The following is a 26,709-nucleotide window of genomic DNA, read 5'->3' as shown; positions in this document are numbered from 1 at the left end:
GCCGGCCCGAAGATGGCGGGGTGAGCACTAGATCATGGTGACCAGCAGATAGGCGTTGAGGCCGATCACCAGCGCGACGATGACGCGACCTGTTGCCTGGGTCAGCGGATGGTTGCGATGCTCCCCCATCAGGGCGCGATCGCCGGTCAGGATCAGCAGCGGAATGAGTGCGAGGGCTATGCCAAAGCTCAGAATGACCTGGCTCAGCACCAGGATCTCCGTGGTGTTGAGTCCCATGGCGATCACCACGAAGGCGGGGGCCATGGTGATGGCCCGGCGCAGCCAGAGCGGTATGGTGAAGCGCACGAAGCCCTGCATCACCACCTGGCCTGCCAGGGTTCCGACCACGGTGGAGGAGATGCCGGACGCGACCAGAGACAGTCCGAACAGGGTGGCGGCAGCCTGACCCAGCAAGGGGGTGAGCGTCTGGTAGGCCGTTTCAAGCTCCGCCACCTGCTGGTGGCCAGCGTCGTGGAAGGCCGCGGCGGCCATGGCCATCATGGCCAGGTTGACGAAGCCGGCTATGGTCATGGCGATGGCCACATCGACCCGGGTGCTGTGCAGCCGCTGGGAAAGGGTTCCCTGATCCTGGGTGTGCTGGGTCAGTGCCGAGTGGAGGTAGATGACGTGAGGCATGACTGTCGCCCCCAGCACGCCGGCGGCGAGATAGACGGCATCGCCGTTGGGCAGGCCGGGGAAGAGGGCGCCTTCCAGCAGGCTGGGCAGATGGGGGCGGGAGAACACCAGCTCGACTATGTAGGCGGCGGCCACGAACAGCAGAAGACCGCCCACCACGAACTCCAGCGGCTTCTGGCCGCGGGATTGCAGCATGAGAATGCCCCAGGTGACCACGGCCGTGATGCAGGCCCCTTCCAGCAGTGTCACCCCAAACAGCAGCTTGAAGCCCACGGCCGCACCGATGAACTCGGCGAGATCCGTAGCCATGGCGATGATCTCCGCCTGCACCCAATAGGCCCAGACTGCCGGTTTGGGTAATTTGTCCCGGATGTGCTCCGCCAGATTCTTGCCGGTGACTATGCCGAGCTTGGCGGAGAGGGTCTGCACCACCATGGCCATCAGGTTGGCCCAGACCACCACCCATAGCAGTTGATAACCAAAGGTGGAGCCGGCCTGGATGTTGGTGGCGAAGTTGCCCGGATCTATGTAGCCGATGGCGGCGATGAAGGCGGGGCCAAGCAGGGTCAGCTTGAATTTGCGGGCCGGGATGGCCGTGGTCAATGCGGGTTGCATGGTGTCACCCTCCATAAGAGCATGGAGATAGAATAGATCTAAATGATAATTGTTATCAATTGAAGTTTTGCATCAGGCTCATCGACAAAAACATCTGCCGACGCCAGTTGCAGTGGGAGAGGCGATTTCGTACAATACGCCGCCCTAGAAAGCAGCGTCTAAACACCACTATGTTCCTTGCCTCCGAGGTCTGGCTGCACCTGGGCGGAGGCTGAATTAATCCGTAAGGAGCTAAAATGCGTCATTACGAAATCGTCTTCATGGTTCATCCGGACCAGAGCGAGCAAGTACCTGGCATGATCGAGCGTTACACCGGCGCTATCACCACCGCTGGTGGCACCATTCATCGCCTGGAAGATTGGGGCCGTCGTCAGCTGGCTTACCCGATCGACAAGCTGCACAAGGCTCACTATGTTCTGATGAACGTAGAAGCTGAGCAGGCCGTTATCGACGAACTGGAAACCAACTTCCGCTTCAACGATGCCGTTATCCGCAACATGATCATGCGCACCAAGCACGCCGTGACTGAAGTTTCTCCGATGGCCAAGGCCAAGGAAGAGCGCTTCACCCGTCGTGACGACGAGCGCCGCGAAGATGCTGTTGAAGCGTCTTCCGAAGAGTAATTCTTAGATCACCGCATTAGAGGATAAAGGCCATGGCACGTTATTTCCGTCGTCGTAAGTTCTGCCGCTTCACCGCCGAGAACGTTACCGAGATCGACTACAAAGATATCGTTACTCTGAAAAACTACGTCACTGAATCTGGCAAGATCGTACCGAGCCGTATCACCGGTACCCGCGCCAAGTATCAGCGTCAGCTGGCACGCGCCATCAAGCGTGCTCGTTACCTGGCTCTGCTGCCGTACACCGATCTGCACAACAAGTAAGAATCGGTCCGGCACTTAAGCCTAACTCAACTTTTATAGAGGAAAGGTAATGCAAGTTATCCTGCTCGACAAAATCGCCAAACTGGGCGGTCTGGGTGATCAAGTCGCTGTTAAAGCTGGCTACGCCCGTAACTATCTGATCCCGCAAGGCAAAGCCGTTATGGCTACCAAGGCCAACATCGAGACCTTCGATGCTCGCCGTGCTGAACTGGAAGCCAAGCTGGCTGCCGGTAAAGCTGCCGCTGAAGAGCGCGCTGCCAAGCTGGGTGAACTGGCTGCCGTTGTCATCGCCTCCAAGTCTGGCGACGAAGGCAAGCTGTTCGGTTCCATCGGTACCCGTGACGTGGCTGAAGCCATCACTGCTGCCGGCGTCGCCGTTGCCAAGAGCGAAGTCCGTATGGGCAACGTTCTGCGTAACACCGGCGAGTACGAAGTTGTTGTTCAGCTGCACGCTGACGTCAAGGCAACCGTACAGATCCAGGTTGTTGCTCTGTAATAGCGATTCGCTTTGCAGAAAAAACCCGCGCACATGCGCGGGTTTTTTTCTTTTTGAATCAAAGGGGATCCAGGGGTAAAGTGAGGTTCTGTTCCTCTGTAGGAGAACCTGTATGGCAGCCTGGGTCGAAGGTCGGGTACTCGAGCGCATCGAGTGGACGCCCACCCTGTTTTCCCTGCGCATAGCGGCGGAGCTCGCCCCCTACAAGGCGGGGCAATTTACCAAGCTGGCCCTGCAACGGGGCGAGCAGCGGATCCAGCGCGCCTATTCCTTCGTCAATCCCCCCTCTGCCCCCTATCACGAATTCTATCTGGTGGAGATCCCGGATGGTGAACTGACTCCCTCTCTCGGTGCCTTGCAACCGGGGGATACCTTGCTGGTTCAGTCCCAGGCCACGGGATTCCTGACCCTGGACGAGCTCCCGCCGGGACGGGATCTCTGGCTGCTCTCCACCGGCACGGCCATAGGCCCCTTCCTCGCCATGCTGGCGGAGGGGGAGGCCTTCGAGCGTTTCGAGAATCTGGTGCTGGTGCACGGGGTGCGCAAGGGGGAGGAGCTCACCTATCAGGGCCTGATCACCAGCCTGGTCGAGCAGTATGGGCCCCGTTTTCACTACGTGCCCTTCGTCAGCCGCGAGCCCTGGCCCGGTGCGCTGCCAGGCCGGATCCCGGCGGCCATCGCCAGCGGCGAGCTGCAGGCCAGGGTCGGGCTCCCCTTCTCGGCCGAGCACAGCCAGGTCATGATCTGCGGCAATCCCGCCATGGTGAAGGAGACGCAGCTAACCCTGCTGGATCTCGGTCTTGCCAAGAACCTGCGCCGGGCCCCCGGCAACATCAGCATGGAAAACTACTGGTAGACGCCAGCAGGGGACGGTCAGCGACCTATCTTGTCACCGTCGTGCTTGCCGGAGCCCTCGGCGAAGGCGCTGTCGCCCGGTGGCGACCGTCTGATGCCCTGTGCTTCCTGATGGGCACCGGGATCCTGGGCGGCGCCGCGTCGGGCAAGAGGGGCTTCAAAAGCTGCGCCGCTGTTCAATAGCCGGGCGAGCAGATGGGAGACGGTGTTGCGCATGATGGCCTCGATGACGGCTGGAGGGGAGGCAGTCTATCGTCGCCAGCCTTAACCGGGGCGGAACGGCACCTTGGCATCATTGCGTGGAACTGGTGAGAAATGAGCGGCGAACGTTTGTGAAATGGCTTGGTTCATGCTTTTTTGCCAAGGGTATCAAGGTGTTCCATTGAGCCTTGGCTGGCAGGATGGCAGTCGCCGATACTCGTGAGCCTAGCGTAGAATATGGCGGCCACTGCCTGCACCTGCGACCGCATTCAGGGGCCGGAGCCCCCGAACCATCACTTGTTGTTACCTTTCCCGCTTCCCTTATCCTTGTGTTTCCCGTTGCCGTGACTGTCCCAGTCTCCCTTGTCGTGGCCCTTGCCCGGGTTGTTGCCGCTGTGGATGCTGCGGTTGTAGTGGTCGCGATACTTGGCATCCATGTCGTCGCAGTTGAGCTTGATGCGGCTGCTGCGGGTGCTGACATCCAGGCAGTTGTCCTGCCACCAGCCATACTCCTTGTCGTCCCAATCCAGGCTGACCTGGCCACGATCGGTGGAGATCCTGACGTCGTCGTTGCTCTTGGAGGGAGGGGCCGCAAAGGCGACGCCCTGAGCCATCAGCAGGGCGCACAACAGGGCGCTCCTGTGCATGATGGCACTGCGCTTGAAGTGGGTCATATCAGAGAGGCTCCTGGGTGACAGGTCACTCTTCCTGGCTGGTCGGGACCTGGTTGCTGCTGGGGGGCTGGTTGCGAGGCGTCTCATCATCTAGGTTGAGCTTAGTGCCCTTGCAATCGGGCGAGGTCTCCTCACCGACCCCCAGATCGAGACAGCCGGTCTGCGACCAGTCAAATTGCGTGTCATTCCAGTCCAGTTTGAAGGTGAGTGCGTCAACGGAGAAAGTTTGATCCCCCTGCTCCTGAGCCTGGACCGATGAGGTGGCGGTGCCGGCAACCAGAAGAAGGGAGAGCAGCAGCGTAGTCGTTCTGTTCATGATGGCCTCGGATAATGGCAATAGGGAGTCAGTGTAGCGCGCCGGGCTGAACCCGGGCACAACGAAAACATGCCCTGCAAGTCTGAGGTCGATTGTAGCGGTTTTCTGCTGCCGATTTGTCCGTTTTGGTCGCACTATGGACAGCTGGTTATCCATATGAAGGAATTCAGGTATTTGCCCTTCTCTCCGACCGCCCGGTGACTATAATCGGCAGCCAACTTTTCCTGCACGGCACTCCCTCTTCATCATGACCACACAGGCTCCTGCCGCATTGCGCTATCCCAAGGGCTGGTTCGCACTGACCACGGTATACAGTTTTACCGGGTTGGCCATTCTGGCCTCCATCGTCTTCTCCCTGCTGCTGTTTCTCTCCATCGACGACAACCCGCTGATGAAGTGGCTGTTTGGCGGCCTGGCCATCATCTTCGAGCTGGGCAAGTTCTATGTCTGGTATGAATACGGCGAGTGCAAGGCGAGGCGGGATCTCGGCGGTGCCTTCTGGTCGCTGCTGTTTTACAGCGTGCTGGCCGCCATCTCCATAGGTGGCAGCATAGGCGGCATCAACAGCGCCACCAACACCATCCTGAGCCAGCAGGCGCGCCACGAGCGGGAGATCGCCCGCTTCGACGAGCAGATCGCCAGCATAGAGCGGCAGATCCAGCTCAACGAGGAGGCGGCGCGCAAGTACATAGAGATGGCGCGGATCTCCAGCGGCGTGAGCGGGCTGCAGCAGGCCAACACCCGGCTCAGGCTGAAGCAGGATGAGCTGCGCCAGGAGCGTGACGCCAAGCCTGTCAATGAACAGTCCTCCATGCTGGGGCTGATGAGCAGCCTGGCGGACGGGGTGGGCATGAGCATCAGCCAGGTGCAGTTCCTGCTGGTCTGCTTCCTGTCCGTGTTGCTGGATGCGTTCGGTGCCTTTTTCGTCAGCCTGATCGGCGAGGAGAACCGCTTCCGCCGCCAGTGGCAGTGGCTGCGGGCGCGAGAGCGGGCCGAGGCTAGCGCGAGCGAGTCAGCTGCCGCCGCGTCCATGGTGGTGACCAGACCCGAGCCCGCACCGGCCGTGGTGGCCCAGGTGCGCAGCGCGCTGGAGAGCGGCGAGCTCAAGTGCAGCAAGCGCAAGGTGGCCGAGGCTCTCTCCCTCTCGCTGGAAGAGGTGGACAGGGTGTTCCAGCATCTGATGGCCGAGGGAGTGCTGGGGCAGGGCAGCAACCGCCACTACCACCTCAGTGCGCAGGCGGGTTGAGATCCGGGCCACCTCAGGGTGGCCTTTTGTTGCCGCAGGGGGCGTCAGTGGGTGAGCACCATCATCAGGCTGAAGAAGGCGGCAAGTCCCCCACCTATGCCGATGATCCAGTAAAACCCCTTGGCACCCTGCTTGAGCGGAATGCGGAAGTAGAGCAGAAATGCCCACCACCCCAGGGCCAGCAACAGAGGAATAAGAAACATTCGAGCCATGGTGTCCTCGCTGTTATTCTGTTGATCCTTGATCAATCAACAGGATGGATTGTGCAATGACGCAGCTACAGATTACCGCATTCGGCGACCCCTCGGTACTTAAGCTCAACCCCTCCCTCGACAAGGTGCCCGCCGAGGGGGAAGTCCGGGTGCGCATCTGCTTTGCGGGGGTCAACCCCATCGATGCCAAGACCCGGGCCGGCCTCGGCTGGGCGGCGGCCCAGAACAAGGACAAGCTGCCCTGGACCCCGGGCTATGACGTCTCCGGCGTGGTGGAGAAGGTCGGCCCTCATGTCACCAACCTGGTGGAAGGGGATGCGGTGTGCGGCATGGTGGGTTTTCCACTGACGGCCGGTGGCTATGCGGAATCTGTGGTGGTACGCGAAGACGAGCTGGTCAGGCTCGACGGGGTCAGTCTCAAGCAGGGGGCTGCGCTGCCCCTGGCGGGCCTCACCGCCTGGCAGGGACTGTTCGAACTCGGTGCCCTCAAGGGCGGACAGCGCGTGCTGATCCTGGCCGGTGCCGGTGGCGTGGGCCATCTGGCGGTGCAGTTTGCCGCCGCCTACGGGACCCAGGTCGTGGTCACGGCCGGGCCTGACAACCACAGCTTCCTGCACGGGCTGGGGGCCAGCCAGATGGTGGATTACCACGACGCCGACTGGCCTTCACAGGTGGTGGCGGCCGGCGGCCCGGTGGATCTGGTACTGGATCTGGTGGGGGGCGAGAGCGGCAAGGCGGCACTGGCCTGCGTCAAACCGGGTGGCCGCCTGGTGACTGTGCCCACCATCACGGCCCAGCAGATCAAGGAAGCGGGGGCCGAGGCGGGCATAGAGGTGCTCGGCATGCTGGTTCACCCCGATCAAAAACAGCTGACCCAGGTGCTGATGCTGCTGCGTCAGGGGGATGTGCATATCACCATCTCCGGTGAATATGCGTTGGCGGAAGGGGCGCTGGCCCATGGCGCCATCGAGGACGGCCATGTGCGGGGCAAGCTGCTGCTGCGCATGCCTGCCGCCGACGGCCAGCCCGGATGAACGACATTGCCGAGATGGGGCTGGGCTGGCTGTTCCTGAGCGCCTTCACCTCGGCCACCCTGCTGCCCGGCAGCTCGGAAGTGCTGCTGGGGGCCATGACCACCCGGGGAGAGTGGAGCATGGCCAGCCTGCTGCTGTGGGCGACGCTGGGCAACACCCTGGGCTCCATGACCACCTGGTGGCTGGGCCGACTCGCCACATTGAAGAAAAAACCGGAAGATTTTCAAGGCCGTGGGGAACAAAAGGCGCTCGCCTGGCTCAAACAACATGGTCACTGGTGCCTGCTGCTCGCCTGGACGCCGGTGATCGGCGATGGCCTCTGCCTGCTGGCCGGTTGGCTTCGCTTCTCCTTCTGGCGCTCTCTCATCCTGATCGGGCTCGGCAAATTGTTTCGTTATGCCCTGGTGTTTCTGCTGGCCAGCCAGATCTTCTAGCCCATTCTTGTCACTCACGAGGTAACCGTGAACAAACTCATTCCATTAAGCATTCTCCTGGGGTTTTCCCTGCCCGTGCTGGCAGCGCCCACCCTGGTGTCCGAGCAGGTCAAGCAGGAAGGCAAGCTCGGCATTCCCTATCAGATGTACAGGCTGGACAACGGCCTGACCGTGATCCTGGCGCCGGACAAGTCTGATCCCCTGGTGCACCTGGATGTCACCTATCACGTGGGGTCGTCGCGCGAGACGGTCGGCAAGTCGGGGTTTGCCCACTTCTTCGAGCACATGATGTTCCAGGGCTCCAAGCACGTCGGCGATCAGAAGCACATGCGGATCATCAACGAGGCCGGTGGCGAGATGAACGGCACCACCAACAAGGACAGAACCAACTATTTCGAGACGGTACCGGCCAACCAGCTGGAGAAGGTGCTCTGGCTGGAGGCGGATCGCATGGGCTTCCTGCTCGATGCGGTGAGCCAGAAGAAGTTCGAGATCCAGCGCGCCACCGTCAAGAACGAGCGGGCCCAGCGCATCGACAACCAGCCCTACGGCCTGCTGAGCGAGAAGGTGGGGGAGGCGCTCTATCCGCGCACCCATCCCTACTCCTGGCAGCCCATCGGCTATGTGGAGGATCTGGACAGGGTCGATGTGAACGACCTCAAGCAGTTCTTCCTGCGCTGGTATGGCCCGAACAACGCCACCCTCACCCTGGGGGGCGACTTCGACACCCAGCAGGCGCTGGCCTGGATTGAGCAGTACTTCGGCCCCATCCCCCGTGGCCCCGAGGTGGCCGAACCGACGCCCCAGCCTGCGACCCTGCCCGAGACCCGTTATGTGACGCTGGAAGACAAGGTGCACCTGCCGCTGCTCTATATCAGCTACCCGACCGTGTCCCTTGGCGACCCGCAAGAGCCGGCGCTGGACATCTTTGCCGACGTGCTCGGCGGCTCCGCCAGCTCCATGCTCTATCAGTCCCTGGTCAAGACCGGCAAGGCCATCGAGGTGGGGGCCTCCCACTCCTGCGAAGAGCTGGCCTGTACCCTGGCGGTCTATGTCTATCCGAACCCGGCGGTGGATGGCAGCCTCAAGACCCTCAAGGGGGAAGTGGACAAGGTGATCGGCGAGTTTGCCGGTCGCGGCATCAAGCCAGAGGATCTGGAGAAGGCCATCAGCAGCTATCGCGCCTCGGCCATCTGGGGGCTGGACAGCGTGTCCGGCAAGGTGAGCCAGCTCGCCATGGGGCAGGTGCTGGCCCAGGATCCCAACTATGTGTTCAAGAACCTGGATGCCATAGGTCAGGTGAACGCCCAGCAGGTCAAGGCGGCCTACGACAAGTTCATCGCGAACAAGCCAGCCGTGGTGCTGAGCGTGGTGCCCAAGGGCAAGACCCAGTGGCAGGCGGGCACACCCAACTTCACCCCGGCCAAGCGCGAGCTGCCGGATTACAGCCAGCATGGGGAGCCGCTGGCCCAGCAAACGATCAAGGACAGCTTCGATCGCAGCGTGCAGCCCAGGACGGCGGAAGCGGTCAGCGTCAAGGTGCCGGCCATCTGGCACGGCAAGCTGGACAAGGGCATCGAGATCATCGGTACCCGGAGTGACGAGATCCCGGCCGTCTCCATCATGATTGCCCTGCCTGGCGGCATCCGGGCCGAGGGCAAGGGCGAGCTGGGGCTGGCCAGCCTCACCGCCGCCATGCTGGGGCAGGGGACGGCGCGCCTCTCCGAGGCCGAGCTCAGCGACGAGCTGCAAAAGCTCGGCGCCAGCATCAGCGTCTCGACCGCCCAGTACAACAACCTCATCACCATCAGCAGCCTGACCGACAAGCTGCCCCAGACGCTGGCACTGGTGCGCGAGGTGCTGCTGCAACCCGGCCTGCGGGAGGCGGACTTCGAACGGCTCAAGGCGCAGATGCTGCAAGGCATGAAGCAGAGCGAGCAGCAGCCCGAGTGGCTGGCGGGGCAGGCGTTCCGTGAGCTGGTGTACGGCAAGCAGAACCGCCTCGGCCAGCCGACCGACGGGGTGCTGACCGACGTCGAGAAGCTGACCCTGGCAGACGTGAAGCGCTTCTATCACGCCTACTACAACCCGACCAACGCCAAGGTGGTGGTGACCGGGGATGTGACCCAGCAGCAGGTCGAACGGCAGCTCGGCTTCCTCACCCAGTGGCAGGGGGCGGCGCCGACCCTGGGGGATCTCAAGCTCAAGGGGGAGCAGGCCAAGCCGGGCATCTACCTGGTGGACAAGCCGGGGGCACCCCAGTCGGTGATCCGCATCGGCCGCCGTGCCATGCCGTTTGACACCACGGGGGATTACTTCGTCGCCAACCTGATGAACTTCAACCTGGGGGGCAACTTCAACAGTCGCATCAACCTCAACCTGCGGGAAGACAAGGGCTACACCTATGGTGCCAGCTCGGGCTTCCAGGCGAACCGCGAGGCCGGCGTGTTCGCCACCGGCGCCAACGTGCGCACCGATGCGACCGCGGATGCCATCCGTCAGTTCCTCAAGGAGATGGATGGCTACCGCGTGAGCGGACCCACCCCGGTGGAGCTGGCCTACATGCGCAGCGCCGTCTCCCAGCAGGATGCCCTCTCCTACGAGACCCTTGGCCAGAAGGCGGGCTTCCTGCTGCAGATGATCATGTACGACCTGAAGCCGGACTATGTGCAGGCCCAGAGCCAGCTGATCAAAACGGTGTCGCCCGAGACGCTAAAAGCCAGTGCGGCACGCTGGCTGGACCCGGCCGACATGGTGATTGTGGTGGTGGGGGACAAGCAAAAGCTTGAAAAACCCTTGAGCGAGCTTCATCTTCCCATCTATCCGCTGCAACTGCCCTGAGGGGCGTTGCAAAAAAATGAGCGCCGCCCCAGGTGGGGCGGCCATACATGAGCCGTGAATATGACTACTACTAGCTTGTCGCTCACCGAGTTGCTGGCTGCGCTGGGTACCCCGGATCGGGTGACCGCCCTCAAGGGGATCCGGCGCGGGATCGAACGTGAATGTCTGCGCATCACCCCAGAAGGGACCCTGGCCCAGACCGATCACCCCAGAGGACTGGGGTCGGCCCTGACCCATGCCAACATCACCACCGACTACTCCGAGAGCCTGCTGGAGTTCATCACCCCGGCGACCGACTCCATCGAGAGCCTGATCGAGCAGCTTGGCGACATCCATCGCCACGCCATTCATCACCTGGGGGATGAGCGGATCTGGCCGCTCTCCATGCCCTGCTTCGTCGGTGACGAGGAGAGCATCCGCCTGGCCCAGTACGGCAGCTCCAACATAGGCCGGATGAAGACCCTCTATCGCCAGGGCTTGAAGAACCGCTACGGCAGCCTGATGCAGGTGATCGCCGGGGTGCACTTCAACTTCTCCATGCCGGACAGCTTCTGGTGCGAGTGGCAGGACCTGGTGGGCGAGGGGTGCTGCAGCCAGCGCTTCATCTCCGACAAGTACATGGGGCTTATTCGCAACGTCTACCGCTTCGGCTGGCTGGTGCCCTACCTGTTCGGTGCCTCCCCGGCCATCTGCGACTCCTTCCTCAAGGGACGCAAGAGCAGCCTGCCGTTCCAGAAGATTGGCAAGGGGACCCTCTATCTGCCCTATGCCACCGCCCTGCGCCTGTCCGATCTCGGTTATACCAACAGCGCCCAGGCGGGGCTCAAGATCAGCCACGACAACCTGCCGGCCTATGTCAGCAGTTTGCGCCGCGCCATCAACACCCATGATCCCGAGTTTGCCAAGATAGGGGTCAAGGTGAACGGCGAGTACCGCCAGCTCAACGACAACGTGCTGCAGCTGGAGAACGAGCTGTATGCCCCTATCCGGCCCAAGCGCACCCCCCGCAGCGGCGAGAAGCCCTCGGATGCGCTGGAGCAGCGCGGCATCGAGTACATCGAGCTGCGCACCGTGGACGTCAATCCCTTCACGCCGTTCGGCATCGAGGTGGATCAGATCCGCTTCTTCGATCTGTTCCTGGTCTGGTGCCTGCTGCGCCCGTCTCCCGTGCTGGGTGACGAGGAGATTGCCCGCAACCGTCGCAACCAGAACAAGGTGGTGCTGGAAGGGCGCCGCCCCGGTCTCGAGCTTGAAGACGAGCAGGGCAATGCCATCGGTCTCAAGGAGTACGGGCTCAAGCTGTTCGACGAGCTGGCCCAGGTCGCCGAGCTGCTGGATCGCTGCTGTGGTCGCAACCGCTACCGCGAGACGCTGGCCATGCACCGCGAGAAGCTGCTCAACCCCGAGCTGACCTACTCCGCCCGCCTGCTCAAGCAGTTGCTGGAAAGCGGCCAGGACAACGGCTGCTTCGGCGATGCCCTGGCGAGCCGTTACCGGGAAGAGATGCTGAGCGGTGAGCTGCAGTACTGGGATGAGGCCTACTTCGCCGGCGAGGCGCGGGACTCCCTGGCCAAGCAGCGGGAGCGGGAGCGCAGTGACAGCCTCTCCTTCGATGACTTCCTCGCCGACTATTTCGGCACCCGGCAGACCAGTTGAAGACCTTCCCCTGATGACGAGAGCCGCTCCCTTGAGCGGCTTTTTGATGGGCCTAGAGGTGGGATCTGGCCCGCAGCGGGCATAAAAAAACGGCCCCGAGGGGCCGTCTGCAAGGAGTGACGCGTCATCAGAGGATGAGACCGCCGAAGAAGAAGCCCAGCGCCACTGCCATGGCGATGGTGGCCACGCCCGGGATGAAGAAGGGGTGGTTGAACACCGCCTTGCCAATCCGGGTGGAGCCGGTGTCGTCCATCTCGACCGCCGCCAGCAGGGTCGGGTAGGTCGGCAGCACGAACAGGGCGCTCACGGCGGCGAAGGAGGCGATGGCCGCCAGCGGGCTGACGCCCAGGGCCAGCGCGGCCGGCATCAGTGCCTTGGTGGTGGCACCCTGGGAGTAGAGCAGCATGGAGGAGAAGAACAGCACCACGGCCAGCAGCCAGCTGTACTGGCTCAGCAGATCGCCGGCGAACGCCTGGATCTCGACCATGTTGCCCTTCACGAAGACGTTGCCGAGCCAGGCCACACCCAGTACGCAGATACAGGCGGACATACCGGACTTGAAGGTGGGCATGTTGGTGATCTGGGCGGCGTCCAGCTTGCAGAACAGCACCATCAGGGTGGCGGCGGAGAGCATGATGCCCATGATGGCGCCATCGCGGGGGATGGGCGGGCTGCTGATCAGACCCACGTTGCCGGAGATGGCGGTGGCATAGGCCATGACGGCGACGATGGCGACGATGAAGATGCCGACGGAGAGCTTGGCGTAAGGCTTGAGTTCCACCTTGCTGGTGCCGCGCAGCTTGATCAGGCCCTTGGCCTTGCGCTCCAGATAGACTTCATCCTGCTCCAGCGGCTTGCCCAGCATGTTGGCCACGAAGGCCCCCAGCAGACAGGCGATGAAGCTGGACGGGATGCAGATGGCCAGCAGGGTCAGGTAGTCGACACCGAGGGGTTCCAGCATGCCGGAGAAGGCAACCACGGCCGCCGAGATGGGGGAGGCGGTGATGGCGATCTGGGAGGCAACGACCGCGATGGAGAGCGGACGGGACGGGCGAATGCCCTGCTCCTTGGCCACCTCGGCGATCACCGGCAGGGTGGAGAAGGCGGTGTGACCTGTCCCGGCCAGCATGGTCATCAGGTAGGTGACGACAGGGGCGGCGAAGGTGATGTGCTTGGGATTCTTGCGCAGTGCCTTCTCGGCCAGGTGCACCAGGTAGTCCATCCCGCCGGCGAGCTGCATGCAGGCGATGGCGCAGATGACGGACGCGATGATCATGATCACGTCCCAGGGCAGGTAGGTCACCAGCTGATCGCTCGGGATGGGCATGCCCAGACCCCAGGTCAGCACCAGCACCCCCAGACCACCGGCAAAGCCGATGCCGATGCTGCCTATCCGGGCCCCCAGATAGATAGCGGCGAGCACCACAAGTAACTCGATTCCAATCATAGCGAACACTCCATTTTCCAGTTTTTTTAGGTTTTATTAGGCAGAAAGCCAATTCCCGACGGGACTAGCAGGAGGCCGCTCGGGAACTGACTCTATGGGGCCGGGATATACCCGGCCCAGGATTCCGTTTATACGGTGGCTTCGCGGGTGTAACGCTTGGCCTTGTATTGCGGATTCATCAGGTTCTCGATGGAGAGGATCTCGTCCAGCTGCTCGGCGGTCAGCAGGCCGCGCTCAAGCACGACTTCGCGGACGTTCTTGCCGGTCTGGGCACAGATCTTGCCGACGATGTCACCTTCGTGGTGACCGATGAAGGGGTTCAGGTAGGTCACGATGCCGATGGAGTTCAGCACGTGGTTCATGCAGATGTCCGGGTTGGCGGTGATGCCTTCCACGCACTTCTCGCGCAGGGAGATGCAGGCTTTTTCCATCAGGCTCAGGGATTCGAACATGGCCTGACCAATCACCGGCTCCATGACGTTCAGCTGCAGCTGACCGGCTTCGGCGGCGAAGGTGATGGTGACGTCGTTGCCGAATACCTTGAAGCAGGACTGGTTGACCACTTCCGGGATGACCGGGTTGACCTTGGCCGGCATGATGGAAGAGCCAGCCTGCATTTCCGGCAGGTTGATCTCTTTGAGCGCGGTACGGGGGCCCGAGGAGAGCAGACGCAGGTCGTTGCAGATCTTGGACATTTTCATGGCCAGACGCTTGATGGCGCCGTGCAGCATCACATAGGCGCCGCAGTCGGAGGTCGCTTCGATGAGATCCTCTGCCGGCACATAGGCACGACCGGTGATCTCGGCCAGACGCTTGATGGCCAGGGCGGAGTACTCGGGCGGGGTGTTCAGGCCGGTACCGATGGCGGTGGCGCCCAGGTTCACTTCCAGCAGCAGCTCCTGGCAACGCTTGATGGACTTGATCTCTTCGCGCAGGGTGACGGCGAAGGCATGGAACTCCTGACCCAGGGTCATGGGGACTGCATCCTGCAGCTGGGTACGACCCATCTTCAGAATGCTCTTGAACTCGGCAGCCTTGGCATCGAAGGCAGCGATCAGCGCTTCCAGGGCATGCAGGGTGGTGTCGGTGCTGTTGACCACGGCCACGCGGAAACCTGTGGGGTAGGCGTCGTTGGTGGACTGGCACTTGTTGACGTGATCGTTGGGGTTGATGACGTCGTAACGGCCCTTCTCCAGACCCATCAATTCGAGGGCGATGTTGGCCAGCACTTCGTTGGTGTTCATGTTGACGGAGGTACCGGCGCCGCCCTGATAGACATCGACCGGGAACTGGTCGAAGCATTTGCCGGTGTTCAGCATCAGGTCACAGGCTTCGATGATCTTGTCAGCGATCTCGGGACGTATGGTGCCCAGCTCACCGTTGGCCAGTGCGGCGGCCTTCTTGGTCAGCACCATGCCACGGACAAATTCGGGAACGTCAGAAATCTTCTGAGTGCTGATCTTGAAGTTCTCGACGGCGCGCAGGGTGTGCACACCGTAATAGAGATCGTTGGAAACTTCTTTGGTGCCCAGCAGGTCTTCTTCAATGCGGACGTTCTTGATGTCGCTCATTGTAATGCCTCAGAAATCAGATAAATGGAAACGATCCTCACCGAGTGGTCGCGACTTCCTTACGCACATTTCATCCTGAAGCACCACACATCGGGTGGGGCAGTGGGGAGCCGATGGCTCCCTGTGCAATGACTGGGATAGATCTTACCTCAATTGAGGTATCTGATATTAGACTTGGATCACTAAATTTGAGGCAACCCCAAATATCTTGTGGTCATTAAACAGATATTGCAATTGAGCGATTAACTTTGACAGAACAATCACTTCAATCACAGTTGGGCGACCAAATATTTCTCCCGAATCCGGGTTGTCTGATGCCGCGGACTTGAAAAACCGGCATGGCTCCCCATTTTAGTGACAAGAGACCTGCGCGATGGCGATTTGGCATGGGCCATACTCCGCTCACTGCGTGATGGCAGGTTCATTTATTCACCGCACTGAGGTTGCTATGGGCAAGTTGTTACTGTTGTTGGTTGGCCTGGTATTGCTGGAGCTCACCGTGATGATAGAGGTGGGCTCGGTGATAGGCGCCTTGCCGACCGTGGGCCTGCTGGTACTGACTGCGGTGCTGGGCTCTTCCCTGGTGCGCAGCGAAGGGATCAAGACCCTGTTCAGCGCCCAGCAGAAGATGCAGCAGGGCGAGATGCCGGGCCGCGAGGTGATGGGCGGCATGATGCTGGCGCTGGCCGGTCTGCTGCTGATCATTCCGGGATTCGTGACCGACTTCTTCGGCATCCTGCTGCTGCAGCCCTGGCTGCGCAACAGGCTGGCCGACAAGCTGGTGGGCAGCAGCCAGTTCAGGATGCAGATGGGGGGCTTCCAGGCACAGCAACCGCCGTTCGGGGCGCGCCCAGGCGAGGGGCAGCCGGATCAGGCCAAGGGTGGTGGAACCACGATTGAAGGGGAATTTGAACGCAAAGAGTGAGTGAACGGAATCGGCCGCCATATCGGGGCCCTCGCCGTCAGGGGTGGACCTGATGGCAGAGTCCCTCAAACCTGCGGTGGGCATAGCCCCAGGCCAGCAGTCCCGCCGCCAGGTTTGCCAGCAATATCCCCAGATAGATCCCCTGCTCTCCCCCCAGTTTTGCCCCCAGCCAGGCCCCTGGCAGCAAGAAGACGAACAGCCGCATGCCGTTGAAGACGAATGATACCGTCGAGGCTCTGACCCCATTGAGGGCCGAGGCCAGCAGCATCACCATGCCCTGAAAACCGTAGCCGATGGGCACCAGATGCAGATAGAGCACGATGAGGCGCACGACTTGCGGGTGATCGCTGAACAGGTTGGCGATGAGGGGGGCCAGCAGCCAGACGAGGCCGTAGATGGCGAGCTGGAACAGCAGGGCGAACCGCATGCAGAGCAGCAGGGCGGCCCTGGCCCTCGCCGGATTGCCCGCCCCGCAGTTCTGCGAGACGAAGGGGGCCAGCACGGAAGAGAGCGCCATCATCACGATCAGCAGCAGCGCCTCTACCCTGGAGGCGGCGCCGTAGGCGGCGACCACCTCGGTACCCAGGCCGGCGAAGATGACCATCAGCACGGCATTGGCCAGCGGGTTGAGCATGTTGGTAAAGGATGCGGGCACGGCCACCTGCAGCAGGGCGCGCCAGTGGGCCAGCAGCCGCGGGCGAGGGGAGAGGCGCCATGACAGCAGTTGCTCCCGCTGGCGCAGTATGTGCAGGCTGACCAGCATGGCCATCAGCCAGGAGAGGGAGGTGGCGATGGCGGCGCCGCGGATGCCCCACTCGGGGAAAGGGCCGGGCCCGAAGATGAGCAGGGGATCCAGTACCCCGTTGACCAGGCCGGCCACCCCCATCACCAGGCTGGGGGTCTTGGTATCCCCCGTGGTCCGGATGGCGGCATTGCCGACCATGGGGATGACCAGCATGGGCACGGTCAGATACCAGATCAGCATGTAGTCGTGGATCAGCGAAATGAGCTCGGCACTGGCCCCCAGCAGGGTAAAGAGGGGCTCTATGGTCAGCGCCCCCAGCACGGCGAGCAGGGTCACCAGGATGACGGCGAGGAACAGGCAGTCGGTGGTGATGCGGGCGGCCTCGTCGTGACGGCCCTGGCCCAGGGCATGGCCGAGCAGGGCGCACAGTCCCGCTCCCAGCCCCATGGTGAGGGAGGTGACCACGAAGGTGACCGGGAAGGTGAAACTGATGGCGGCGAGCGCCTCCGTGCCCAGCATGCCGATAAAGAAGGTATCGACCAGGTTGAAGGCGAGGATGGCAACGATGCCGAGGATCATGGGCCCCGTCATGCGCAGCAGCACTGGCGTCATGGGGGCGGTCAGCATGGGGTTGGGTCGGCTCAAGGCAGGGTCTCTATGTGCTCTGGGCCGAAATGCTGGCCGCGTCCATCCGCCTTCCTGATTGGGGGTGGGTGATCCATCGAAGATACTCATAGTACGTGAAAATATTTTTTTTGTATTTGCCCTTGAAGGGCTACCCATATTGCCCCAGATCAGGGGCATAACAAATTTGGCCGACTGCGGCCATTCCTCAAGCAACACAGAGACTCATTTTGGGAGAGTTATCGATGAAAATTCGTCCACTGCACGACCGCGTCATCATCAAGCGCATCGAAGCTGAAGCCAAATCCGCTGGCGGCATCGTCTTGACTGGCACTGCGGCCCAGAAGTCCACCCGTGGTGAAGTTCTTGCCGTGGGGACTGGCCGAATTCTGGACAATGGCGATGTCAAAGCCCTCGCCGTCAAGGTGGGTGACAAGGTGATCTTCAACGAAGGCTACGGCGTGAAGACCGAGAAGCTGGATGGCCAGGACGTGCTGATCCTGTCCGAGACCGACATCCTGGCGATTGTCGAAGAGTAATCACCTCCCCCCTTTTTCCCGAATTGATTTAAGGACTGAAGAACATGGCAGCTAAAGAAGTTAAGTTTGGCAACGAAGCCCGCATCAAGATGCTGGAAGGCGTCAACATCCTGGCCGACGCCGTCAAGGTGACCCTGGGCCCGAAAGGCCGCAACGTGGTACTGGACAAGTCCTTCGGTGCCCCGACCATCACCAAGGATGGCGTCTCCGTTGCCCGCGAGATCGAGCTGGAAGACAAGTTCCAGAACATGGGCGCCCAGATGGTCAAGGAAGTCGCTTCCAAGGCCAACGACGCCGCCGGTGACGGTACCACCACTGCGACCGTACTGGCGCAAGCCATCGTCAACGAAGGCCTGAAGGCCGTCGCCGCCGGCATGAACCCCATGGATCTGAAGCGCGGTATCGACAAGGCCGTCGTGGCCGCCGTCGCCGAGCTGCAGGCCCTGTCCCAGCCCTGTGCCGACAACAACGCCATCGCCCAGGTCGGCACCATCTCCGCCAACTCCGACGAGAAAGTGGGTGCACTGATCGCCGAGGCCATGGACAAGGTCGGTCGTGACGGCGTGATCACGGTAGAAGACGGTCAGGGTCTGGAAGACGAGCTGGCCGTGGTAGAAGGCATGCAGTTCGACCGTGGCTACCTCTCCCCCTACTTCATCAACAAGCCGGAAACCGGCTCCGTCGAGCTGGATGACCCCTTCATCCTGCTGGTGGACAAGAAGATCTCCAACATCCGCGAAATGCTGCCGGTGCTGGAAGGCGTGGCCAAGGCGGGCAAACCGCTGATCATCGTGGCCGAAGACGTGGAAGGTGAAGCGCTGGCGACTCTGGTGGTCAACACCATGCGCGGCATTGTGAAAGTCGCCGCCGTCAAGGCACCTGGCTTCGGTGACCGTCGCAAGGCCATGCTGCAGGATATTGCCATCCTGACCGGCGGTACCGTGATCTCCGAAGAAGTGGGCATGGAGCTGGAAAAAGCGACCCTGGAAGATCTGGGCCGTGCCAAGCGCATCGTCATCACCAAAGAGAACACCACCATCATCGATGGCGTGGGTGATGCCGCCCTGATCGAGAGCCGCGTGGCTCAGATCCGTCAGCAGATCGAAGATACCTCTTCCGACTACGACCGTGAGAAGCTGCAAGAGCGCGTGGCCAAGCTGGCCGGCGGTGTTGCCGTCATCAAGGTTGGCGCTGCCACCGAAGTCGAGATGAAAGAGAAGAAAGCCCGTGTTGACGATGCCCTGCACGCCACTCGCGCTGCCGTAGAAGAAGGCGTGGTTGCCGGTGGTGGTGTGGCGCTGGTGCGCGTGGCCGCCAAGCTGGCCTCCCTGCGTGGTGACAACGAAGACCAGAACGTGGGTATCAAGGTTGCCCTGCGCGCCATGGAAGCTCCGCTGCGTCAGATTGTCATCAACGCCGGCGAAGAAGCCTCCGTCATTGCCAACGCCGTGAAGAACGGTGAGGGTAACTTCGGCTACAACGCCTACACCGAACAGTACGGTGACATGCTGGCCATGGGCATCCTGGATCCGACCAAGGTGACCCGTTCTGCCCTGCAGTTCGCCTCTTCCATCGCCGGCCTGATGATCACCACAGAGTGCATGATCTCCGAACTGCCGAAGAAAGATACCCCTGCCATGCCTGATATGGGTGGCATGGGCGGTATGGGTATGATGTAATTCCGTCATAGTCATCAAACGGCTCGCTTTTGCGGGCCGTTTTTTTTAGTGCTACTAAGCTGAAGTTGTTGATAGTGAAATGATCTGAGGTGAGCATGCGAACATTAGGTTTGATCCCGTTACTGTTTTCCCTTGTCGTTCCCACCATGGCATTGGCCGCTCCCGAGGGGCCCGTGATCCTCAAGGTAACGGGGAATCTGGATCCCGCAAATCCGGCTGATGGTGAGGTTGATTTCGACATGGCCATGATCCAGGCCCTGCCACAGCATGAGATAGTGACGAGTAATCCCTGGGTGGATAAACCGCACAAATACGTGGGGCCCAGGCTGGCAGACGTGCTGACGGCGGTGAAGGCCAACGGCAAGAGCATCACGCTCACCGCCTTGAATAGTTTCCAGATCCGGATCAACTGGGATAAGGTCAGGCAATACGATCCCATCCTGGCCTGGCAGGATGATGGGGTGACCATGCGGGTACGTGACAAGGGGCCGCTCTGGTTTATTCTGCCGCTGGATCAGCATCCCGAACTCAAGCGATCCGAGTTCACCGACATGATGATCTGGCAATTGAGCGCAATCGATATTCAGCAGTAAAGACGGTGACTTGCGGGAGCATTGGGTGAAAGCGAAGACCAGGGCCTGGCCCTTACTCGGCGTTCTTTATCTATCCATTCTGTTATTCACGGGTAGCACGCTCTATTGCCTGGTGCAGATACAGAATGCGACCCGGGTGATGGAGAAGTACACCTATGACGTCTCCTGGGCCTTGATGCAACTGCAGCTCGAGCTGGGGCGCTTTCTCAATGCCGTCGAGATTTACCACTACGGCGGCATAGACCATGAAACCCTGCTGCTGCGTTACGACATTCTCTGGAGCCGGACGCCGATCCTGCTGAGCGGCCAGCTGCGCAAGAGCCTGTCGGACAATCCGAAGACGCTGCGGCTGGTCCAGCTGACCGAGAACAATATCCGCAAGCTGGAGCCGGAGCTGACCAGGCTGAAGCCGGGGATGTCGGACTACCAGCAGGTCATGATGACCCTTGCGCCCTTGCAGGAGCCGCTCTCCTACTCCCTCGCCTCCATGATGCAGAAGAACATCAACGTCTATTCGGGCAATGACAAGCGCTTCGGCCAGCTGCGCGATGCGCTGCTGTTCATGGTGTTGGGGCTGGTGATATCAGTCATTCTGCTCAGCGGCCTGCTGGTGCGCGAAGCCCGGCGCCATTTCAGAACGGCCCGGGTCGATCCGCTGACCGGCCTGGCCAACAGGCTGGCCTTGCTGGAGAAGATGGAGTCCTATGTCAGCCGTGATACTCCCTTTGGTCTGGTACTGATCGACATCAACGATTTTCGGGACATCAACAGCAAGTTTGGCTACAGCACAGGGGACATACTGCTGCAGGAGCTGGCGAAGCGGCTACGTGCCCTGTGTGAAAACGGCGAGTGGGTGGCGCGTCTCGGGGGCGATCAGCTCGCCATGCTGCAACGGGACAGCAGCGATCTGCGCCAGGTCAGGGAGCTGGTGGCGAGGGTGCTCCACGCCATCAAGCAAGACATCATCATCGACAGCTACCCCTTCCGGCTGGAGGTGGGCATAGGCATCGCCTTCTTCCCCACGGACAGCAACCAGACCCAGGAGCTGCTGAGCCGGGCGGAGCAGGCGCTGTTCCACAGCCGCAAGACCCATGTGCCCTATGTCATCTATGACAGCTCCCTGCTCAACGAAACCGCCAGGCGCAAGCACCTCGCCTCCGACATGGTGATGGCCCTTGAACACAATGCCCTGGAGCTCTATTACCAACCCATAGTCAACCTGGAGAGCGGTCGCTGCGAGGCGGTGGAGGCGCTGCTGAGATGGCGTCATCCCGAGCTTGGCTTCATCCCGCCCAACGAGGTGATCCAGGTGGCGGAAGAGTTCCAGCTTGCCGAGAAGCTGGGGAGCTGGGTGCTGAACACGGCGTGCGAGCAGCTCCACCAGTGGCAGCACCTGGGCTTGGTCGATCTGCAGATGTGCGTCAACATCTCCCCTGGCATGTATCAGCGCAACCTGTTGAAGCTGGTGGCCAAGGCGTTGATGGAACACCATATTCCCGCTTCCTGCCTGGTACTGGAGGTGACGGAAGACACCACAATGCGCGAGGTGAAGAACTCGCTGCAGCTGATGCAGGATCTCAGTCAGCAGGGGGTTCACCTGGCGCTGGATGACTTCGGGACCGGTTACTCCTCTCTCAGCTATCTGCAGAAGCTGCCGGTGAGCAAGGTGAAGATAGACAGATCCTTCATCCAGGGCATAGACACCTCCATCGAGGCGGCCGAGCTGGTGGCCAACATCTGCCGCATGGGCTCCATGCTGGGCAAGAAGCTGGTGTGTGAAGGCATCGAGACCCAGGGGCAGCTCGACGTGCTGCGCTCATTGACCGACATCCATCTCTACGGACAAGGCTATCTGTTCAGCCGCCCGGAGCAGGCGTCCAAGGCCTATCAGACCCTGCTGGAGATGGAGGAGCGCTGGCTGGCACGGCGTGCACCGGACAAGGCATACCTGCTCTGAACAATATGGCTCATGTCTCGCGGGGCCCGGCCGATAGTCTCTTGGCAGGAGGTACACAATGGATATTTCTAGCTCTGCAAATGCGTCGTTTGGTTCTGCTCTGATGGTGGCCAGCCTGGCCAAGAAGCAGCAGACCCAGGAGGGCGAATCCGCACTGAAACTGCTGGAAACGGCAGCTCAGTCCGCGCCGGCGGCGCCGACATCGGCCAGCGCTTCCCTCGGAAGCAGGATCGATATTCGCGTCTGACCTGAACGAAAAAGCCCCCATCTTTCGATGGGGGCTTTCTTTTTTATCGGGTTTTATCTGACGGCCTCACTGCTCGGTGCAATGCTCAGACCGGGAAGGGGGCCGGGGCCTCGAAGGTCATCCGCTCGCCGCTGCGGGGGTGGCTGATGGTCAGCATGGCCGCATGCAGGTAGAGATGAGGGGCTGCTGCCAGCGCATCCGGATGGGCATAGAGGTTGTCACCCAGGATCGGGTGCCCCAGCTCCAGCATGTGGACGCGCAGCTGGTGAGAGCGACCTGTGATGGGGGTCAGCTTGATCAGGCTGTTGCCGTTCTCCACCTTCAGTTTCTCCCACAGGGTCAGGGCGTGACGCCCCTCCTCAAAGTCCACCTTCTGTTTCGGGCGGTTGGGCCAGTCGACGCAGAGCGGCAGGTCGACCTGACCCGAGTCCGCCTCCGGCTCGCCCCACACCCAGGCGAGGTAGTGCTTCTCGGTCTCCCGCTCGCGAAATTGCCGGCTCAGCTCCCGATGGGAATTGGGATTGAGGGGTATGACAATGACGCCAGTGGTGGACATGTCGAGGCGATGGGCTGCCGCTGCCTTGGGGTGCTGCTGTTTCACCCGATGCAGGACGCTGTCTTCATTCTCGGGGCCGCGCCCGGGGACGCTCAGCAGGCCAGTGGGCTTGTTGACCACCATGATGTCCTTGTCCTTGAACAGGATATCGAGCCAGGGTTCCAGAGGCGGTGAGTATTCAAACATAAATGTCTCGCATCAGAAGGTGGGGGCAAGCCCCCATCAGTTATGGGTAACCACAATCATAAAGGGCATGAGGTTCCGCGTGAGCCGAAGCCGTTCATGCCACTTCACTGCCTTGTCAGTTATGGTTGACCACGACAAAGCGGCATTGAGTATCCAGTTTGAGCTGGGTCTGGCCGCTGTCGGTCGGTACCTTGTCAGTTATGGGTGACCACGATAAAGCGGATTGCATCCAGCTTGAGTTGGGTCTGATCGATCAGGTGGTGCAATTCTGCCTGCAGATTGCGCAGATAATCCAGTTCGCTGTCGCGCACGTTCGGGTTGACCGCCTTGAGCGCTTCCAGACGATCCATATCCTGTTGCAGGGTTTGCGCCATCTGGGCACGGGCCTTGTCGACAATCCCGGCTTTCAGCTCTTCGGCAATGGCCTGGCCCTTGCCAATCAAACCGTGGATCACCGGCTGCGACGCAGTGACCAGCTTGCTGCCGAGGTGGCGGTTGACCGGGGTCAGCTGGCGGTTGAAGGCATCGAACGCTACTTTCTCGCCCAGATTCTGGCCGTTCTTGTCCATCAGCAGACGGATCGGGGTCGGCGGCATGAAGCGGTAGAGCTGGGGATGGGCCGCAGACTCGGCAACGAAGATCAGCTCAAGCAGGATGGAGCCGATGGGCAGCGCCTTGTTCTTGAGCAGTGCGACCGAGGTGGCACCGATCTCGGAGCCCAGGATCAGGTCGATACCGCCGCGCATCATGGGGTGATCCCAGGAGAGCAGCGCCATGTCATCCCGCGACAGGGCGGTGTTGCGATCGAAGGTGATGGTCATGCCGTCTTGCGGCAAGCCCGGGAAGCTGGAGACCAGCATGTGATCCCCCGGGGTCAGCACCAGCGCGTTCTCGCCTCTGTCATCCTGATTGACGCCGATCTCGTCGAACATCTTGAGGGCGAAGGAGATCATGCCGGTGTCGTCATCTTCGGCGGCCAGCTTGTCGACCAGCTGCTGGGCGGCAGCGCCACCGCTGGAGTGGATCTCCAGCAGGCGATCGCGGCCCTGCTCCAGCCGGGCCTTGAGCGGCTCGTGCAGCTCGCGGGTCTTGATCAGCAGGGCATCCAGCGGGCCTTGCTCGCCGCTGTTGGCGGCCAGCAGCTCGAACAGCTCGTCACGCACAGCTTCGAATACCGGGCGCGCCGTCGGGCAGGTCTGCTCGAACGCATCCAGGCCATCGTGATACCAGAGCTGCAGGGCGCGCTGGGCAGTCCCTTCCAGATAGGGAACGTGGATCTCGACGGTATTCTGCTGACCGATACGATCCAGTCGGCCGATACGCTGTTCCAGCAGATCCGGGTTGAGGGGCAGATCGAACAGCACCAGATGGCTGGCAAACTGGAAGTTGCGGCCTTCTGAGCCGATCTCGGAGCAGAGCAGCACCTGGGCGCCACCCTCTTGCTGGGCGAAATAGGCGGAAGCCTTGTCCCGCTCGAGGATAGACATCCCTTCGTGGAACACGGCACCACGGATCCCTTCACGGGTGCGCAGTGCCTCTTCCAGCGCGATGGCGGTGGCCGCTTCGGAGCAGATCACCAGCACCTTCTGTTGGCGGGCTGAGAGCAGCAGCTCCAGCAACCACTCGACGCGCGGGTCGAACTGGGTCCAGGTGGCGTTGTCGCCTTCGAACTGCTGGAAGATCTTCTCCGGATAGAGGTAGCGCAGAGCGCGGGTCTGCAGATCCCCACCGTTGCCACCCATCATGCCCATCACCTTGATGGCAGTCTTGTACTGCTCCGGCAGCGGCATGGGGTAGACGTTGAGGTGACGCTCGGGGAAGCCCTGGATATTGGCTCGGCTGTTACGGAACAGCACCCGGCCGGTGCCGTGCTGATCCAGCAGCTTGGCGACCGCCTGCTGGCGGGCAGCTGCATCGCTCAAATCCAGCCCTTCCAGCTGGCTGGCGAGGATCTGCCTGGCTTCATCGCTCAGGGTCTCGCCATCCAGCAGCTCCTGCGCGGCGCTGGCGACCTGACCGTAGGCTTGCTCCTCGGCGAGGAAGGCCTCATAGTCGTAGAAACGCTCCGGGTCGAGCAGACGCAGACGGGCAAAGTGGCTCTGGTGGCCCAGCTGATCCGGGGTGGCGGTCAGCAGCAGCACGCCCGGCACCTGTTCGGCCAGCGCTTCCACCATCTCATAGGCACGGCTGGGGGCCTCTTCGCTCCACTCCAGGTGGTGCGCCTCGTCGACAACCAGCAGATCCCACTCGGCTTCCAGCACCTGCTCGAAGCGACGACGCTTCTTGCGCAGGAAGTCGAGGCTGCAGATCACCAGCTGTTCGGTCTCGAATGGGTTCTCTGCATCGGCGAACGCCTCGATGCAGCGCTCCTCGTCAAACAGGGAGAAATGCAGGTTGAAGCGACGCAGCATTTCGACCAGCCACTGGTGCTGCAGGGTTTCGGGCAGCAGGATCAGCACCCGATGGGCACGGCCGGAGAGCAGCTGCTGATGGATGATCATGCCCGCTTCTATGGTCTTGCCCAGACCCACTTCGTCCGCCAGCAGTACGCGCGGGGCGTAGCGATGACCCACTTCATGGGCGATATAGAGCTGGTGCGGGATCAGGCTGACCCGGCCACCGGCCAGACCGCGAGTCGGGTTACGGCGGCGCTGGTGCTGGTTGATCAGCGCCTCGTAGCGCAGGGTGAAGCGGGACATCCGGTCGATCTGGCCGGCGAACAGGCGATCCTGCGGCTTGTTGAACTTGATAAAGTTGTTGAGAAACACTTCCTTGAGGGCAACGGGCTCATCATTGTCGGTGCGCACACCTACATATATAAGCAGGCCGTCTTTCTCCTGCACTTCTTCGACCGTCATGGTCCAGTCTTCGTGACTGGCAATCTGATCGCCCACATTGAAGCTGACCCGGGTGACCGGCGCCTCTTCTTTGGCATACATGCGGTTTTCACCGGTAGCCGGAAACAACAGGGTAACCATGCGTCCTTCAACAGCAACGACAGTCCCCAACCCCAGATCCGTCTCTGTATCACTAATCCAACGCTGGCCAAGTGCAAAAGGCATTAAACTCTCCAAAGCCCAAGAGTGTGAGAATCGCAAAGGGGCGCTATGTTACCCGAAGGCCGGATCCCGATCACCATGGTTATGGCGTTCGGGAAAGGCAATTCGATACAACCTTGATCTACCGACACCCTTGACCCCGCAAGGGGTAGAAAGTGCCTGCATACGGAACCCTGCTTGAGCATTTAAACATCAGTCTGGTTGATTGGTGAGCGGTTGAGCCGGAAATGCGAATTTTATGCGAAATCACCCTTGCCAATCCGAGCTGGCTCCCTATAATGCGCCTCCATCGACAGGGCAAGCGGCAACGCAGAAAGCCAAGTCGATAACCTCGAAAAGCCTTTGAAAATAAGGCTTGACTCGAGAAAGCGGTTGAGTAGAATTCCACTCCCGCAGCAACACACTGTTGCGTCGCTCTTTAACAATTTGAATCAAGCAATCTGTGTGGGCACTCACAGCATCGAACATCAAAAACAATT

Annotated in this window: 26 protein-coding genes; 15 read left to right on the top strand and 11 right to left on the bottom strand. The window is 61.2% G+C overall.

The annotated features are described in order from the left end of the window. Positions 1 to 27: 27 nt before the first annotated feature. Positions 28 to 1,251: an Nramp family divalent metal transporter gene (locus HB860_RS15615; RefSeq protein WP_247627237.1), complete on the bottom strand. Its 1,224-nt coding sequence runs from the start codon at positions 1,249 to 1,251 to the stop codon at positions 28 to 30. A 236-nt stretch (positions 1,252 to 1,487) separates the two neighbouring features. On the opposite strand from HB860_RS15615, the gene rpsF reads away from it, so the two are divergent. The 4 genes from rpsF (at position 1,488) to HB860_RS15595 (ending at position 3,489) form a co-directional block, all read left to right on the top strand. Then, positions 1,488 to 1,874 (top strand): 30S ribosomal protein S6, encoded by a 387-nt coding sequence (rpsF, locus tag HB860_RS15610; protein ID WP_005331771.1) that lies wholly within the window; start codon positions 1,488 to 1,490, stop codon positions 1,872 to 1,874. 32 nt (positions 1,875 to 1,906) lie between these two features. After that, positions 1,907 to 2,137, top strand: a complete 231-nt coding sequence (rpsR, locus tag HB860_RS15605; protein ID WP_005313392.1) for a 30S ribosomal protein S18 — start codon at positions 1,907 to 1,909, stop codon at positions 2,135 to 2,137. A 49-nt stretch (positions 2,138 to 2,186) separates the two neighbouring features. Further along, a complete protein-coding gene (rplI, locus tag HB860_RS15600) occupies positions 2,187 to 2,633 on the top strand; it encodes a 50S ribosomal protein L9 (RefSeq protein ID WP_005331773.1) in 447 nt (148 codons plus the stop codon). Positions 2,634 to 2,745: 112 nt separating this feature from the next. Next, on the top strand, positions 2,746 to 3,489 hold the full coding sequence (locus HB860_RS15595) for a ferredoxin--NADP reductase (RefSeq protein ID WP_247627236.1): 744 nt from the start codon (positions 2,746 to 2,748) through the stop codon (positions 3,487 to 3,489). A 17-nt stretch (positions 3,490 to 3,506) separates the two neighbouring features. Here the strand turns inward: HB860_RS15595 and HB860_RS15590 are convergent, their stop codons facing one another. The 3 genes from HB860_RS15590 to HB860_RS15580 all read right to left on the bottom strand — a co-directional run bounded on the left by HB860_RS15590 (position 3,507) and on the right by HB860_RS15580 (position 4,679). Next, positions 3,507 to 3,704: a hypothetical protein gene (locus HB860_RS15590; protein WP_247627235.1), complete on the bottom strand. Its 198-nt coding sequence runs from the start codon at positions 3,702 to 3,704 to the stop codon at positions 3,507 to 3,509. Between the two features lie 278 nt (positions 3,705 to 3,982). Next, the gene (locus HB860_RS15585) at positions 3,983 to 4,363 is read right to left on the bottom strand and encodes a hypothetical protein (protein ID WP_247627234.1); all 381 of its coding nucleotides are present in this window, start codon (positions 4,361 to 4,363) and stop codon (positions 3,983 to 3,985) included. Positions 4,364 to 4,388: 25 nt separating this feature from the next. After that, positions 4,389 to 4,679 carry a hypothetical protein gene (locus HB860_RS15580; RefSeq protein WP_247627233.1) on the bottom strand — a complete coding sequence of 97 codons (291 nt, stop codon included), beginning with the start codon at positions 4,677 to 4,679 and terminating at the stop codon, positions 4,389 to 4,391. A gap of 247 nt (positions 4,680 to 4,926) precedes the next feature. On the opposite strand from HB860_RS15580, the gene HB860_RS15575 reads away from it, so the two are divergent. Beyond that, a complete protein-coding gene (locus HB860_RS15575) occupies positions 4,927 to 5,925 on the top strand; it encodes a Preprotein translocase subunit SecY (RefSeq protein ID WP_247627232.1) in 999 nt (332 codons plus the stop codon). 44 nt (positions 5,926 to 5,969) lie between these two features. Here HB860_RS15575 and HB860_RS15570 read toward each other — a convergent pair whose 3' ends face one another. Beyond that, a complete protein-coding gene (locus HB860_RS15570; RefSeq protein WP_162472074.1) occupies positions 5,970 to 6,137 on the bottom strand; it encodes a hypothetical protein in 168 nt (55 codons plus the stop codon). Positions 6,138 to 6,193: 56 nt separating this feature from the next. Here HB860_RS15570 and HB860_RS15565 point away from each other — a divergent pair, with 56 nt between their 5' ends. Genes HB860_RS15565 through gshA form a run of 4 tightly spaced genes read left to right on the top strand, consistent with a single transcriptional unit; the run spans position 6,194 to position 12,102 of the window. Then, complete coding sequence (locus HB860_RS15565) at positions 6,194 to 7,171, top strand: NADP-dependent oxidoreductase (RefSeq protein ID WP_247627231.1); 978 nt, start codon at positions 6,194 to 6,196, stop codon at positions 7,169 to 7,171. Beyond that, a complete protein-coding gene (locus HB860_RS15560) occupies positions 7,168 to 7,605 on the top strand; it encodes a YqaA family protein (protein WP_139436772.1) in 438 nt (145 codons plus the stop codon). The genes HB860_RS15565 and HB860_RS15560 overlap by 4 nt, the downstream gene beginning before the upstream one ends. A gap of 27 nt (positions 7,606 to 7,632) precedes the next feature. Next, complete coding sequence (locus HB860_RS15555; protein ID WP_247627230.1) at positions 7,633 to 10,446, top strand: M16 family metallopeptidase; 2,814 nt, start codon at positions 7,633 to 7,635, stop codon at positions 10,444 to 10,446. Between the two features lie 60 nt (positions 10,447 to 10,506). Continuing rightward, positions 10,507 to 12,102: a glutamate--cysteine ligase gene (gene gshA / locus HB860_RS15550; protein WP_139436767.1), complete on the top strand. Its 1,596-nt coding sequence runs from the start codon at positions 10,507 to 10,509 to the stop codon at positions 12,100 to 12,102. Positions 12,103 to 12,229: 127 nt separating this feature from the next. On the opposite strand, the gene HB860_RS15545 is transcribed toward gshA, so the two are convergent. Both HB860_RS15545 and aspA read right to left on the bottom strand, forming a co-directional pair. Continuing rightward, positions 12,230 to 13,549 carry an anaerobic C4-dicarboxylate transporter gene (locus HB860_RS15545; protein ID WP_202047385.1) on the bottom strand — a complete coding sequence of 440 codons (1,320 nt, stop codon included), beginning with the start codon at positions 13,547 to 13,549 and terminating at the stop codon, positions 12,230 to 12,232. A 128-nt stretch (positions 13,550 to 13,677) separates the two neighbouring features. Further along, positions 13,678 to 15,120 (bottom strand): aspartate ammonia-lyase, encoded by a 1,443-nt coding sequence (gene aspA / locus HB860_RS15540; RefSeq protein WP_139436763.1) that lies wholly within the window; start codon positions 15,118 to 15,120, stop codon positions 13,678 to 13,680. A gap of 448 nt (positions 15,121 to 15,568) precedes the next feature. Here aspA and HB860_RS15535 point away from each other — a divergent pair, with 448 nt between their 5' ends. Then, a complete protein-coding gene (locus tag HB860_RS15535; RefSeq protein ID WP_205641007.1) occupies positions 15,569 to 16,045 on the top strand; it encodes an FxsA family protein in 477 nt (158 codons plus the stop codon). A gap of 37 nt (positions 16,046 to 16,082) precedes the next feature. Here HB860_RS15535 and HB860_RS15530 read toward each other — a convergent pair whose 3' ends face one another. Continuing rightward, on the bottom strand, positions 16,083 to 17,417 hold the full coding sequence (locus tag HB860_RS15530) for an MATE family efflux transporter (RefSeq protein WP_247627433.1): 1,335 nt from the start codon (positions 17,415 to 17,417) through the stop codon (positions 16,083 to 16,085). A 242-nt stretch (positions 17,418 to 17,659) separates the two neighbouring features. Between HB860_RS15530 and HB860_RS15525 the strand changes: the two genes are divergently transcribed. From HB860_RS15525 to HB860_RS15505, 5 genes are all read left to right on the top strand, one after another. Then, complete coding sequence (locus HB860_RS15525; protein ID WP_005309514.1) at positions 17,660 to 17,953, top strand: co-chaperone GroES; 294 nt, start codon at positions 17,660 to 17,662, stop codon at positions 17,951 to 17,953. Between the two features lie 44 nt (positions 17,954 to 17,997). Continuing rightward, a complete protein-coding gene (gene groL / locus HB860_RS15520) occupies positions 17,998 to 19,632 on the top strand; it encodes a chaperonin GroEL (RefSeq protein ID WP_025325745.1) in 1,635 nt (544 codons plus the stop codon). A gap of 95 nt (positions 19,633 to 19,727) precedes the next feature. Then, positions 19,728 to 20,225 (top strand): molybdopterin-binding oxidoreductase, encoded by a 498-nt coding sequence (locus tag HB860_RS15515; RefSeq protein WP_139436757.1) that lies wholly within the window; start codon positions 19,728 to 19,730, stop codon positions 20,223 to 20,225. A 25-nt stretch (positions 20,226 to 20,250) separates the two neighbouring features. Continuing rightward, positions 20,251 to 22,182 (top strand): putative bifunctional diguanylate cyclase/phosphodiesterase, encoded by a 1,932-nt coding sequence (locus HB860_RS15510; RefSeq protein WP_247627229.1) that lies wholly within the window; start codon positions 20,251 to 20,253, stop codon positions 22,180 to 22,182. Between the two features lie 58 nt (positions 22,183 to 22,240). Then, entirely contained in the window at positions 22,241 to 22,429 is a 189-nt protein-coding gene (locus HB860_RS15505) for a hypothetical protein (protein ID WP_043757779.1), read from the top strand. Between the two features lie 85 nt (positions 22,430 to 22,514). Here HB860_RS15505 and rluA read toward each other — a convergent pair whose 3' ends face one another. The 3 genes from rluA to HB860_RS15490 form a co-directional block, all read right to left on the bottom strand. Next, positions 22,515 to 23,171 carry a bifunctional tRNA pseudouridine(32) synthase/23S rRNA pseudouridine(746) synthase RluA gene (rluA, locus tag HB860_RS15500; protein WP_139436753.1) on the bottom strand — a complete coding sequence of 219 codons (657 nt, stop codon included), beginning with the start codon at positions 23,169 to 23,171 and terminating at the stop codon, positions 22,515 to 22,517. Between the two features lie 194 nt (positions 23,172 to 23,365). After that, positions 23,366 to 26,233, bottom strand: coding sequence for an RNA polymerase-associated protein RapA (rapA, locus tag HB860_RS15495; protein ID WP_247627228.1), 2,868 nt, complete (start codon positions 26,231 to 26,233; stop codon positions 23,366 to 23,368). Between the two features lie 270 nt (positions 26,234 to 26,503). Beyond that, a partial coding sequence (locus tag HB860_RS15490) for a hypothetical protein (protein WP_247627227.1) occupies positions 26,504 to 26,709 on the bottom strand: 206 nt, incomplete at its 5' end.

It is taken from the genome of Aeromonas genomosp. paramedia (assembly GCF_023093515.1).
Lineage (GTDB): Bacteria > Pseudomonadota > Gammaproteobacteria > Enterobacterales > Aeromonadaceae > Aeromonas.
Note: the sequence above shows the minus strand (reverse complement) of the source record. Positions and strands in the feature narration are given on the sequence as shown.

Bases quoted from the DNA above. Each gene is read 5' to 3' on its own strand.
- HB860_RS15615 (WP_247627237.1), bottom strand. From the start codon at position 1,251: ATGCAACCCGCATTGACCACGGCCATCCCGGCCCGCAAATTCAAGCTG.
- rpsF (WP_005331771.1), top strand. From the start codon at position 1,488: ATGCGTCATTACGAAATCGTCTTCATGGTTCATCCGGACCAGAGCGAG.
- rpsR (WP_005313392.1), top strand. From the start codon at position 1,907: ATGGCACGTTATTTCCGTCGTCGTAAGTTCTGCCGCTTCACCGCCGAG.
- rplI (WP_005331773.1), top strand. From the start codon at position 2,187: ATGCAAGTTATCCTGCTCGACAAAATCGCCAAACTGGGCGGTCTGGGT.
- HB860_RS15595 (WP_247627236.1), top strand. From the start codon at position 2,746: ATGGCAGCCTGGGTCGAAGGTCGGGTACTCGAGCGCATCGAGTGGACG.
- HB860_RS15590 (WP_247627235.1), bottom strand. From the start codon at position 3,704: ATGCGCAACACCGTCTCCCATCTGCTCGCCCGGCTATTGAACAGCGGC.
- HB860_RS15585 (WP_247627234.1), bottom strand. From the start codon at position 4,363: ATGACCCACTTCAAGCGCAGTGCCATCATGCACAGGAGCGCCCTGTTG.
- HB860_RS15580 (WP_247627233.1), bottom strand. From the start codon at position 4,679: ATGAACAGAACGACTACGCTGCTGCTCTCCCTTCTTCTGGTTGCCGGC.
- HB860_RS15575 (WP_247627232.1), top strand. From the start codon at position 4,927: ATGACCACACAGGCTCCTGCCGCATTGCGCTATCCCAAGGGCTGGTTC.
- HB860_RS15570 (WP_162472074.1), bottom strand. From the start codon at position 6,137: ATGGCTCGAATGTTTCTTATTCCTCTGTTGCTGGCCCTGGGGTGGTGG.
- HB860_RS15565 (WP_247627231.1), top strand. From the start codon at position 6,194: ATGACGCAGCTACAGATTACCGCATTCGGCGACCCCTCGGTACTTAAG.
- HB860_RS15560 (WP_139436772.1), top strand. From the start codon at position 7,168: ATGAACGACATTGCCGAGATGGGGCTGGGCTGGCTGTTCCTGAGCGCC.
- gshA (WP_139436767.1), top strand. From the start codon at position 10,507: ATGACTACTACTAGCTTGTCGCTCACCGAGTTGCTGGCTGCGCTGGGT.
- HB860_RS15545 (WP_202047385.1), bottom strand. From the start codon at position 13,549: ATGATTGGAATCGAGTTACTTGTGGTGCTCGCCGCTATCTATCTGGGG.
- aspA (WP_139436763.1), bottom strand. From the start codon at position 15,120: ATGAGCGACATCAAGAACGTCCGCATTGAAGAAGACCTGCTGGGCACC.
- HB860_RS15535 (WP_205641007.1), top strand. From the start codon at position 15,569: ATGGGCAAGTTGTTACTGTTGTTGGTTGGCCTGGTATTGCTGGAGCTC.
- HB860_RS15530 (WP_247627433.1), bottom strand. From the start codon at position 17,417: ATGCTGACCGCCCCCATGACGCCAGTGCTGCTGCGCATGACGGGGCCC.
- HB860_RS15525 (WP_005309514.1), top strand. From the start codon at position 17,660: ATGAAAATTCGTCCACTGCACGACCGCGTCATCATCAAGCGCATCGAA.
- groL (WP_025325745.1), top strand. From the start codon at position 17,998: ATGGCAGCTAAAGAAGTTAAGTTTGGCAACGAAGCCCGCATCAAGATG.
- HB860_RS15515 (WP_139436757.1), top strand. From the start codon at position 19,728: ATGCGAACATTAGGTTTGATCCCGTTACTGTTTTCCCTTGTCGTTCCC.
- HB860_RS15505 (WP_043757779.1), top strand. From the start codon at position 22,241: ATGGATATTTCTAGCTCTGCAAATGCGTCGTTTGGTTCTGCTCTGATG.
- rluA (WP_139436753.1), bottom strand. From the start codon at position 23,171: ATGTTTGAATACTCACCGCCTCTGGAACCCTGGCTCGATATCCTGTTC.
- rapA (WP_247627228.1), bottom strand. From the start codon at position 26,233: ATGCCTTTTGCACTTGGCCAGCGTTGGATTAGTGATACAGAGACGGAT.